General features: G+C 38.0%; 15 protein-coding genes and 1 pseudogene. 12 read left to right on the top strand and 4 right to left on the bottom strand.

Going from position 1 to position 11,154, the window contains the following annotated elements; translation table 11 throughout:
- On the top strand, positions 1-2,388 hold a 2,388-nt coding region (locus BLL40_RS02740), incomplete at its 5' end, for an RHS repeat-associated core domain-containing protein (protein WP_173799878.1).
- 5 nt (positions 2,389-2,393) lie between these two features.
- Entirely contained in the window at positions 2,394-2,933 is a 540-nt protein-coding gene (locus tag BLL40_RS02735; protein ID WP_073710351.1) for a DNA ligase-like domain-containing protein, read from the top strand.
- Positions 2,934-3,134: 201 nt separating this feature from the next.
- Here the strand turns inward: BLL40_RS02735 and BLL40_RS16740 are convergent.
- A pseudogene (locus tag BLL40_RS16740) lies at positions 3,135-3,279 on the bottom strand (IS6 family transposase); the annotation flags it as partial.
- On the opposite strand from BLL40_RS16740, the gene BLL40_RS17500 reads away from it, so the two are divergent.
- From BLL40_RS17500 to BLL40_RS02690, 10 genes are all read left to right on the top strand, one after another.
- Complete coding sequence (locus BLL40_RS17500) at positions 3,258-3,557, top strand: hypothetical protein (protein ID WP_073710350.1); 300 nt, start codon at positions 3,258-3,260, stop codon at positions 3,555-3,557. The pseudogene BLL40_RS16740 and the gene BLL40_RS17500 overlap by 22 nt on opposite strands.
- Complete coding sequence (locus tag BLL40_RS02725; RefSeq protein WP_073710349.1) at positions 3,554-3,964, top strand: hypothetical protein; 411 nt, start codon at positions 3,554-3,556, stop codon at positions 3,962-3,964. The genes BLL40_RS17500 and BLL40_RS02725 overlap by 4 nt, the downstream gene beginning before the upstream one ends.
- Positions 3,965-4,322: 358 nt before the next feature.
- Positions 4,323-4,565 (top strand): hypothetical protein, encoded by a 243-nt coding sequence (locus BLL40_RS02720; RefSeq protein WP_073710348.1) that lies wholly within the window; start codon positions 4,323-4,325, stop codon positions 4,563-4,565.
- A gap of 710 nt (positions 4,566-5,275) precedes the next feature.
- A complete protein-coding gene (locus BLL40_RS02715) occupies positions 5,276-5,575 on the top strand; it encodes a hypothetical protein (RefSeq protein ID WP_073710347.1) in 300 nt (99 codons plus the stop codon).
- 264 nt (positions 5,576-5,839) lie between these two features.
- Complete coding sequence (locus BLL40_RS02710; protein ID WP_073710346.1) at positions 5,840-6,139, top strand: hypothetical protein; 300 nt, start codon at positions 5,840-5,842, stop codon at positions 6,137-6,139.
- Positions 6,140-6,191: 52 nt separating this feature from the next.
- On the top strand, positions 6,192-6,458 hold the full coding sequence (locus BLL40_RS02705; RefSeq protein ID WP_143180076.1) for an ArpU family phage packaging/lysis transcriptional regulator: 267 nt from the start codon (positions 6,192-6,194) through the stop codon (positions 6,456-6,458).
- A 97-nt stretch (positions 6,459-6,555) separates the two neighbouring features.
- Positions 6,556-6,699: an XtrA/YqaO family protein gene (locus BLL40_RS17300; protein ID WP_159434180.1), complete on the top strand. Its 144-nt coding sequence runs from the start codon at positions 6,556-6,558 to the stop codon at positions 6,697-6,699.
- Positions 6,700-6,736: 37 nt separating this feature from the next.
- The gene (locus BLL40_RS02700) at positions 6,737-7,600 is read left to right on the top strand and encodes a hypothetical protein (protein WP_073710344.1); all 864 of its coding nucleotides are present in this window, start codon (positions 6,737-6,739) and stop codon (positions 7,598-7,600) included.
- A 17-nt stretch (positions 7,601-7,617) separates the two neighbouring features.
- On the top strand, positions 7,618-7,962 hold the full coding sequence (locus BLL40_RS02695) for an STAS-like domain-containing protein (protein ID WP_073710343.1): 345 nt from the start codon (positions 7,618-7,620) through the stop codon (positions 7,960-7,962).
- Positions 7,955-8,494, top strand: coding sequence for a type II toxin-antitoxin system VapC family toxin (locus BLL40_RS02690; protein WP_073710342.1), 540 nt, complete (start codon positions 7,955-7,957; stop codon positions 8,492-8,494). The genes BLL40_RS02695 and BLL40_RS02690 overlap by 8 nt, the downstream gene beginning before the upstream one ends.
- A 507-nt stretch (positions 8,495-9,001) precedes the next feature.
- Here the strand turns inward: BLL40_RS02690 and rpsD are convergent.
- From rpsD to hisJ, 3 genes are all read right to left on the bottom strand, one after another.
- Positions 9,002-9,604, bottom strand: a complete 603-nt coding sequence (gene rpsD, locus BLL40_RS02685) for a 30S ribosomal protein S4 (RefSeq protein ID WP_073710341.1) — start codon at positions 9,602-9,604, stop codon at positions 9,002-9,004.
- A gap of 238 nt (positions 9,605-9,842) precedes the next feature.
- Positions 9,843-10,322, bottom strand: a complete 480-nt coding sequence (locus BLL40_RS02680; protein ID WP_073710340.1) for a GAF domain-containing protein — start codon at positions 10,320-10,322, stop codon at positions 9,843-9,845.
- Positions 10,323-10,324: 2 nt separating this feature from the next.
- Complete coding sequence (gene hisJ, locus BLL40_RS02675; RefSeq protein WP_073710339.1) at positions 10,325-11,137, bottom strand: histidinol-phosphatase HisJ; 813 nt, start codon at positions 11,135-11,137, stop codon at positions 10,325-10,327.
- Between the last annotated feature and the right edge of the window lie 17 nt (positions 11,138-11,154).

Below are 11,154 nucleotides of genomic sequence, written 5' to 3'. Positions count from 1 at the left end.
GACCCACTCGGCTATAAAGTTTCTTACACGTATAATAACTTTAGCCAGCCGCTAACCGTTACCGATGTGGATGGCACAATGACATACCAATACAATGCGTATGGAGATGTGATTAAGGAAATTAATCCGCTGAATGAAGAAACAACATATACGTACTATGAACCATATGGAAATGTAAAAACAATGACGCCTCCAGGCGGAGTGGCAGAAACCTATGAATATGATGCGATGCAAAACTACGCCAACAAGTTTTCCGATGCGCTTGGACGGAAAACATCGATTATCAATGACAAATACGGAAACGCAAAAGAAGTAACCGATCCAAAAGGAAATAAAGTTACGTTCGATTACGACGAGCAGGAACGACTGAAATCGGCAGTCGATGAAAAAGGGAATAAAACTTCGTATGTATATGATGATAACGGGAATTTAAAAACTATTACCAATCCGCGCGGCTATACGACAACAATGGACTATAACAATCAAAACCAGTTTATGTCAAGGGAAGAGCCACTTGGACAGAAGACTATCTATGGATACGATGCGCTCGGCAATATGACAACCGAGACAAAGCCGGATGGTGCGATTGTCAAAACCGACTATGATGCCAACAGCCAACCAACGGATATCCGTATTAATGGGTATTTAAAATGGCATTACGAGTATGATAAAAATGGAAACACTACCGTAATCCAAAACGGAGAAGACCAGAAGATTACGAGCCTTACGTATGACAAGGCTGATAAGCTGAAAACCGTTACAAAAGAGCAGCAGGCCATTGAATATGGCTATTCAGTCACTGAAACACTAACAGATATTAAAGGGATGTCGGGAGCTGCTTTCTTTACCCAGCGTCTTGCCTTTGATCCAGCGGACCGGTTGAAAAATGTGTACCGGAATGGTGCCGTTCAAGGAGCCTATGACTATTACCCAACCGGGGAGCCAAAACAGCGAAGATATGTAAACGGAATCTGGACCGATTATACGTACGATAATGCGCAGCAGATGAAAACGCTGAAAGTGACCAAAGGAACGACCGTTCTTTTAGACGAATCACTGGGTTACGACTTAAACGGAAATATAAATGCGGTTACTTCTTCTTCCGGCAACAAGGCGTTTACGTATGACAAAACTAATCAGCTGGAAACACAATCCATTGATTCTGCCCAGCTGTCTGAATCCTATGTCTATGACGCCGTCGGCAACCGGGAAAGCAAAACGACTGTCAAAAATGGGGTCACTACGACCACGGCTTATACCTATGATGCCAACAATCAGTTAAAAACGGTGGGTGGTGGACAGGCCTATACGTATGACAGCAATGGCAACCGGACCAAGGACAGCCAGTACACGTATGTGTATAATAAATTTGACCAGCTCACGGATATTAAAACAAATGCGGGCGTAACTGTCGCCACATTTAAATATGATGATGAGGGGCGCCGAGTCAGCAAGACCGCTGGCGGCCAGACGACAAACTATCATTATGGCCAAGGTATCAATGTCCTATTTGAAACAGATACAGCCGGCAATATTACAGCCGAATATCTGTATGATCCGGATGGCTTCCCGCTGGTGATGACCAAGGGCGGGCAAAACTATTACTACACGTATAATGTGCTAAAAGAAATTACCGGCTTAACGAATGCATCGGGTACTGTGGTTGCGTCTTATACGTACGATGCGTGGGGCAATATTTTGTCGCAAAGCGGTACAATGGCAGTCGAAAATAAGATCCGCTACAAAGGATACCGGTATGATGACGAAACAAAACTATATTACCTAATTGCGCGCTACTACCAGCCGACAGAGGGCGTCTTTCTTTCTCCTGATCCAGAAGGCGGCGATACGAACGACCCAAAAACACAGAATGGTTATGCATATGCTAGCAGTAACCCGGTTATGATGTCTGATCCAGATGGCAACGTCGCTTGGTTAGTGGTTAATGCTGGATTTGCGGCGTATAGTGGTTATAAAGCTTATAAGAGTGGGAAAGGCTGGCAAGGCGTTGCTGGAGCAGCAGCAATGGGCGCTATCGGTGGAGGCAAATTCAAAGTTGCTAAAGCGGGTATAAAAAGCATAAAGAAAAAACCATTTCAAGTACACCACTTTGCCACTAATAAAAGTAAGAGGTATACAAAACAGTTTCAAAAAATAGCTAATAAATACGATTTAGATTTGGATGCTGGTTGGAATAAAAAGCGAATGAGACACCAAGGAAGACATCCTAACGCTTACCACGATTATATGCTAAGAAATATGAAGAAGTTAGATAGGTATGCCAAAGGAAATAAAAAAGATTTTCAAAGAGGTTATCGAAGCTTACGTAAAAATGTGCAAAAAAATCCCGCCATGTTATACTCTAATTATTGGAAAAAAGGAAGGTAGAGAAGATGGACTTAATCTATGATTACTTAGATGATATTCAATACGATATTTTGTCTTTAGATAGTAAAGCACTAGAGAAAAAATACTTTGAAATTTGCAAGGACACAGCTAATAAGGATATAGCAAAAGAAATCCAACAAGTAGATTTAAATAATTATATTGCTTCCTTGACAGAAAAATTCCAACAGACTTTGCAGCATTCCCACAATCAAAATATAAAAGCTATTTATTTTGAATATGATATTGATAACAATTGGGAAGGAACTTTTTTTCTGTGTTCAGAATATAACTCTTTAAGCGAAGAAGATGATGATTGGGCCTCTGATTGGATTGAAGTTATCGATGGATCTTCTCTGCCTGAATTTAGTCAAATTTACGATCAATATGGTGGATTTGAAGAAGATGATGAAGCAGGTGTAACTATTTATTTAATTGTACGAACTATCTTAGCTTTTATGGCTTCTGTCCAACTTTTTAATACTGATGTACCAGTATGTATAGCTTATCATGACCAAGATCCCATTATACGTATAAAAGAAGATTAATATTTAAAATAAGTATACAGAAGGTATTAACGAAAGTAGAATTTCTTTTGCAAAGATTGGTATTAAGTGGATAGATAAATAAATATTTAATAGAAGTAGGAAAAGGAGCAGATTACTATATTCTGCTCCTTTTATTGGGTTCTGGTGCAAATAATTGGGGAAGGTATAAAGAGACGAAAAGTTTCCTAGTGGAATCTGGTCTTAAGCAACAATTCCAAATAGTTGATGGATGAACCTTCACTTGATTTTGGACAGACTTATCCCGTAAAACAAATTGCCCTTTTTTTACCATATGCATCGCATCTATTCCAAAAATAATGGACGTTGCTGTGCGAAAAGATTTCAATTTATAAAACTTCAAAAGCAAAGAATATTGCGAAAAAATTCAAATATGATAGTAAAGCTTATGAACATGCAAGTACAAATAGATATGTACCACGTCATATCATCGCAAATACTATTGTATATGGTAAAAAAGAAAAAGATGGTGCTAAAGGATATAACAAATATACAACTACCATCTATAAAAATAATGTACCACGTAATTTTAAGGTTGTTTATAATCCTAAAACAAAAAAAGTAAGACATTACCATTACAGTGACAAAAAGAAGAAAAAGAAATGAAAGGACCAATTAGGATGATTTCATTAATTGAAGATGAATTTTGGAAAATAGAAATAGAGAATCAGAATAAAAGATTTCGTTTTAAAATTAATCACGGCGATAGTATTGAAATATATACTGCTTATATGGAATTTGACTTAGAAATCCTTCTTATTGCTCAAAGAACATTGCAGGATTTAGTTAAAGAGAGTGAGAATGGCAAAAGAAAAAGTAAATACGATTCCCTTGAACTCTTAGAAGACCTAAAAGGTCAATTCCTTGTGACAATCGATTTGAAAGAATACCATAACTTTGATTTCAAATTTATCAACTACTCTTCAGAATTTCAACTAGATTTAAATGGACATGCTAATGAGATATTTCAACTGCATAAGGCAATTAATTTACTTGTTCAAAAAATGTCATAACCTATAGTAAAATTAATTTTAGGATAACCCGCTCTAATAATAACTGTTTGAGCGGGTTATTTGTTTTTTAGTGTTTTCTCTGAATTCGCATTGTTATACAAGTTAATGAAGGAATCCCACCTTATCAGCAAAACCGACGGCCGCACGACGACATATTATCACTACGCAAGGGATCAATGTCCTATTTGAAACATCAGGCTCTTTTCCCGTCATTAAATGCTCTAAAATAGCATATTTGCAAACAGGCTATAAATCCATATATCAAGGTTTGAGTGGAGTTTACATAGGGAATTGGCCTTTATTTTTCCTTATGATTTAGGATGTAACAGACCATGACACCATGTAAAGGAGCGTGACCATGAATCTAAAATATGATTGGGAGCAGGCAGAACGGTACTTTATCGGATCGGGAGAAGAAAGTGGTCTTACCTTAAAGGATACCAGCGAGCAGTTTAATATCCCTTATCAGACTGTACGAAGATATGCAGCCGCGCATAAATGGCATAGCAGACGATATAGAGCATGGATAAAGAAAAAGCACGGAATGGAGTTTGAGGATCATTTAAAGGCTTTGCATGATGAAGTAATGAACGGCGGTTAAATGCTACAAAGGCGACATTTCCCACACCCTAAAAAGGGATTGAATTAAAACGCTACAAATGATGGTAAATGGTGGTCAAAACGACGAAAATCTTAATGCTACAAACCCTAGTAAAACCTAGTATTTTTACAATGTAAACCGTAAGCATTCGTAAGGTTTTCAAATGCTACAAAGGTTAGCAAATGTTAAGGTTTTTCTTATACTGTAAAATGACAGTGAACCTGAATTTTAAAAACAAACTCAAACTTAAATATTGCTGTAACGTTAAAACTTAACGTTACAAACCGCTTACCAGTGCGGGTTGAAAGCATGTTGAAACGTTACAAAGAGTTCCTTTTGAATGGTAACACTCAATGGTAACGTTACTATTGGAATGCTCCTTTTATTCGGAACGTTCCCAATAGAGCACTCTGTAAAATACTATAAAACAGTGCATATAAAATAAGAAAAAGGATGCAACGTTTGTGTGCAACGCGTTGCAACTTTAATGCAACCTTTTGTTGTGCTTATCGTTGTATAAAAGCTGATGAAACGCTTGTTTTTAGCGGGATGGAGTGTGAGAAAAAGCAACTGCCACCGTACTTTCACCATACCAAAATAGGGGATTGTGTAAGGAATTGGTGAGGGAAAAGTTGTAACAATTATTCAACAATCACACAACAAAAAAACATTATTTTTTCCGAAACGAACACGGTAAAGGGGTGCAACGGATGCAACGCGATCCAGAGACTGGCCGTTTCCTGCCGGGCAATCAAATAGGGGTGGGAAATAGCGGCAATAGACGGCCAAAATGGGGCAATAAGAATGCGGTGAAACATGGATTTTACGAGACTTTCATTGCTCCCAGAATGCAGCCGGATGGGAGCCTGCATCTTTATAAAAAGGGTGCGGGTATTGTGGCCATACAGCCGGAAGGATTCAGACAAGAAGAGGATGGCAGTATAAGTATCCGTGATGATGTAGCGGCTGTGCTGGATGGAATGGGCTTTATACTAGAGCAAAGAACCTAACTCTTCACGCACGTATAGTGACAAATGTGACACCCTAAAAAGAGAAGGGCCAACAAAACAAAAAACAGGACTATCATTTTGGCATTTTCGGCAGTCCTAAAAAAGAATTATTGGAATAATTGGAGTCCATAAAAAAAGTCGGCTCTTTCGGCTGCCTTAAAAAGGGGCGTACCAAAAAGTACAGGCTTTCAGTGTCGGGTATGCTGTCTTTTTTTCAGAAGGTAGAACCGCTTCCAAATAACTCATTGATAGGAGTGATTGCCAATGTACCATGATTTGTTCACGGATGAACTGGAACGGCTTAAACAGAGCAAACAGGCTACTCAGTGGGTTTTAAAAGCGGGTGGCATACAAATAGGCTTTGAAGCAACAATAAAGGATGTACATGGTTTACCGCGCAGATCAGTCCGCTTCTCGAAAATTAAAAACGTGTATGTATCGTTCGATGACGAATGTGAATTACAAATGCAGAATGAGCATATTATGCATATCGTGAATGAATCCGGTGAAATTGTTGCACGGTTTGGCGAAAAGCCAGCTCCTAAAGTGAATGTGCAATCATGAGCGCCTTTTATTGCTCCTGGAACGACAATGCTTTTACAGAAAAGCCCGGGATATGCGCCAGGAGCCGCTTCTCGAAAAGGAATATGAATGGCTTCAACAGGCATTGAATCAACTGATAGGCGATGAAAAAGCAATCATTAAGCGACGTTACTTAACTGATGATGTTTATGATTATATGGTTTGGCCAGAATTGAAATGGAGTGAACGGACATATCAACGCAAAAAGCAAAAGGCTCTTTGCAGATTGGCGATCATGATACAAAGCGAGAGTAACATTATTGAAAGCACTGGTGGCATTGTCGCCTGGTTTGGGCAGTAACCAAATATAAGAGTGTAAGAAGGAGCGGATCAGCCGCTTCTTTTTTGTTTGAATAATTTGATAGTAGAACTATGTGACACAGCTAAAGTCAGATATAATGAAAATACTAAGCAGTTATGTGGTGGTGATCTGTGACGACAAGGTCAAGATCAGAGAGCTACCGCTGCACGGTGAATATAAGGTCGTCATGCATCAGGGTAAGGTGAAGAGGATGAGGCGGCAGGAAGGGGAGGAGTTTTAAATGTATATACTAGAAACAAATCGCCAAGGGATATTTCATGGATAGTATTAAGATTGAAATTCCGGTTACAGTCGAAAATGATTATTATGGATTTAATTTTATGTCTTATTTATTTACAAGTACGGAAGGTTTTGCCGATAAAAATATAGAATTAAATTTTAAATCGACAAGATGGTTTGAAGCAAATCTAGCTTCAGTTTTAGGAGCATGGATTGAATCAAAAGTCTACGATGGCTGTACTATTATAATGAGTGATATTAACGTTTCGATTGAAAAGGTTTTTAAGAAAAACGGTTTTTACGAAACATATAACCTAGGTGCTATAAATGACACCTTTGATTCAACAATCAAATACCATGTTTTCTCAGTGTCAGAGGTAGATGAGTTTTCAAACTATGTGACAGATAACGTTATCCCTAAAATTAGATTAGATCTATCCAATTCTGTTGAAAAGAGCTTTAAATTAAGTTTAAATGAAGTTTTTCTGAATGTGAATCTTCATGCTAGAAGTGACAAAGTTTATACCTGCGGACAGTATTATCATAAAAATAATAAAGTAGCTTTTACAATATCAGACCTAGGAAATACTATTGGATTAAATGTACGTAATAAATATCCACATATAGAATTCTTAGATCATGAGGCAATTGACTGGGCTACTCATTATGGTCACACTACAAAAGACATAACTGAGGCTGGAGGTATTGGACTTCATATAATTGATGAGTTTTTAACAAGTAATAATGGGATTTTTCAAATAATATCAGGAAATGGTTTTTGGGAAAACAATGAAGGGAACATAAATACACGGTTGCTGGAATATTATTTTCCTGGAACAGTAGTGAATATTATCTCAAAACTAGAGCAAACTTTTAGCTTAAATAGTGAAATATTTTTTTAATCCAAGGAGGGTTAAATATGGAGCGTGTCTTTGTTAAGGATATTATAAATTCAAAAATTGCAGTTTCTCCAGAGAAAGGGGAGTTATTATATCGTTATTTAGAAAATGCTATTCATAAAAGAAAAAAAACTACTTTAAGCTTTTTGGATGTAAATGATACAACAACCGCGTTTTTAAATAAAGCTATAGGAAATCTTTACAATCATTTTTCATCGGATGTGCTTAATCAAACTCTTACAATCGCGGATATGGATAACTTAGATAAGTACTTGTTAAGTAAAGTTATAACTAGAGCAAAACTTGACATCAAAACTAATGAAAATTTAACAAAAAATATTGATGAGGTATTTGAAAATGAGTGATTACATTCATCTGGATAGTTTCAATCCGAATGCCGAAGACAAAATATTTTTAGACACGAATATTTGGATGTATTTATACTGCAGTATTGGTAATTACAATGAGAATGTAGTCGGGAAATACAATCATCTTTTTGAAAAGATAATTGATTCGGAGGCACGAATATATACAAGCGCTCTTCAAATATCCGAGTTTTTTAATGCTTATTGTAGACTTGAGTATAATCTAGCTAAAGAATCTAATCCTGGATTACATTACAAAAGAGATTTCAGGAATAGTCAGGAGTTTAAGGACACTATTGACTATTTAAAAATTATTATTAATGATCGAATTTTCAAATATGCAACAAAGTTAGATGATGGTTTTGCATCACTTAAATTAGAGGAAATCTTTAATGTGGGTAATTCTTTTGATTTTAATGATGAGTATTTTGTTAGTCTGTGTTTAAAAGATTCTATTTTGATAGTTACAAATGATCGAGATTTCCTTCAACATCCGAGTGAAGTAAAAATAATTTCAAATTTACATATTTAAAAAGTTCTCTCAGTCATCTAAAGGGATACTAAGCAGATATGGAAAATCGTGCACTGTTTGGTGTCTTTTTTTTATTGCATTATGCTCCCCTTAAACGTTACAAAGAGAAGCGGCGAAGTATGAACGAAATTTCCGCTTCATCTAATTACGAGAGGGCTGATTAGGTGTAACGCAAAAACTTACCGTTACAGGCAGCTACTCAAAAATGAGTAAAAGCGGGTGGACTTTTCAACCGTCCCCAATTTGACGACAGTCATTACTCGGCAATTACTCGATGTTTCGTCAAATAAAAAAGATTGAAGCGCTATGCTCCAATCTGTTATCCCTTACATATTTCTATACACACGCCGCCTAGTTTTTATTAGCCCCGATCTAGCCCCACTTAGCCCCAAAACAGGGTTATTCTATGCAGTATTTTGCCTAGTTCATATAAAGAAAAAACCCTATAACCATTGATATATCAAGGTTTCTAGGGTTTTGATCGCTACTCTTTGCAAAGAAAAATGATTAACGAGAGTAGAACTCAACGATAAGTGCTTCGTTAATTTCAGCAGGAAGTTCTGAACGCTCTGGAAGGCGTGTGAATGTACCTTCAAGTTTGTCAGCATCAAACGTCAAGTAGTCAGGTACGAAGTTATTTACTTCTACTGCTTCTTTAACGATTGTGAAGTTGCTTGATTTTTCACGAATACCGATTGTTTGACCAATTTTCACACGGTAAGATGGAATGTCAAGACGTTTTCCATCAACAACAACGTGACCATGGTTAACAAGCTGACGTGCTTGACGACGAGTGCGGGCAAGACCTAGACGGTAAACAAGGTTATCAAGACGTGATTCAAGAAGAATCATGAAGTTTTCGCCGTATACACCTTTCATTTTGCCAGCGCGATCGAACAAGTTACGGAATTGACGCTCAGTCACGCCGTACATGTGACGAAGTTTTTGCTTCTCTTGAAGCTGCATTCCGTATTCAGACAATTTTTTACGCTGATTCGGGCCGTGTGGACCTGGAGCGTAAGGACGTTTTTCGATTTCTTTACCTGTACCGCTTAGTGAAATGCCGAGTCGGCGGGATAATTTCCAGCTTGGACCTGTATAACGAGCCATAATATGACTCCTCCTTCAATGTTTTTATTTTGTTGTAAAATAAAAACCGGTGTGAATTAACTGCAAGCACATTTTGTTTTCATGCACCATCGCCCTGCAGCAACGGGTTACACGATGCCCCTTTTCCGAATCATACCGGACAAAGAAACAAAATGAAATCAAAACAGCATACACATAGGCTGCATTTATTTTACACAAAGAATAGTATATAACGCACAAATAAGACTGTCAATCTTTTTTAAAGGAAACGAGTCAATACGTTCGCAAAGTGTGTGAGACCAATTTCATCTACTTCTTTGAAGCGGTTTACTTCCGGACTGTCAATATCGAGTACACCAATCAGTTCACCATCTTTTACGAGAGGCACGACAATTTCTGAGCGAGATGCCGCGTCGCATGCAATGTGTCCGGGAAAATCATCGACATTAGCGATACGAATCGTTTTTTGTTCAATTGCAGCTGTTCCGCAGACGCCTTTACCTAAAGGGATACGGACACAGGCAGGCAATCCTTGAAATGGACCAAGGACAAGTTCATAGCCATCATATAAATAAAAGCCGACCCAGTTGATTCGGTCCAAAAATTGGCCGAGAAGTGCAGATGCATTGCTTAAATTTGCTATTTGGTTAGGCTCTCCTGCTAAGAGTGCTTCCAGCTGCTTCGTCACGAGTGCATACTGTTCTTGTTTTGTATCAGAATAGTGAACATGTTGAAACAAGATTAAACACTTCCTTCCAATAATGTAAAATCTATTTTGTCAAAACCTTGTCCGATGCCAGCTGCTGTATGCGCATCCGATCCATAAATAAGGGGGATACCGAGTGAACGGGCTGAGTGCGCAATGTGCTCGGGAGGATAGGATTCAAGACAAAGCGGTTTGACGGTGCCGGCTCCATTGTAATCCAATGAATAGCCGTTCTTTTTCACTGCTTGTAAAATCGCCATGATCCGGTCATCAAACGATACATGGCACGGATACATACGCTGAAATTTATGAACAAGAGTTATATGTCCAATGCGTTCTGGTTTAAATGCTCCAAGATTTGCTTCCACTGATTGCAGTAATGTATCATAATACGATGTATAGACGGCTTCAACTGATCCGAATCGTTCTGCTATGAGACGAAACTCATCTTCGCTAAAATCAACACAGTAATAACGGTCTGCATGACGTAAAAAATGCACTGATAAAATGCTATCATCAAGGTATGACCCGTATTCATTAAGCAGATGAGTTGTCTCACGCTCAAAACCTTGGATGAAATCAACTTCAAGGCCTGTTCGAATACGGATGGACGCTTTATACTGTTTTTTCGCTGCTTCGACATCTTTTAAATACGGTTCCAAATCGTTCCAGTCCATTGCGCTGTCCCATTCAGGGGCGGGATCGATGAAGTTTTTGGGAAGCGGCGCGTGTTCAGTGAAGGTAATATCGGTAAATCCGCACTCAATTGCGCGTTCAATATATTGATTAAGTGAATCTTTTGAACCGTGTGGACAATAGGTAGTATGAATATGTCCATCTCTAAACATATGCTAAATCTCCTTTT

It is taken from the genome of Domibacillus mangrovi, assembly GCF_001906925.1.
Classification (GTDB): domain Bacteria; phylum Bacillota; class Bacilli; order Bacillales; family Domibacillaceae; genus Domibacillus; species Domibacillus mangrovi.
Note: the sequence above shows the minus strand (reverse complement) of the source record. Positions and strands in the feature narration are given on the sequence as shown.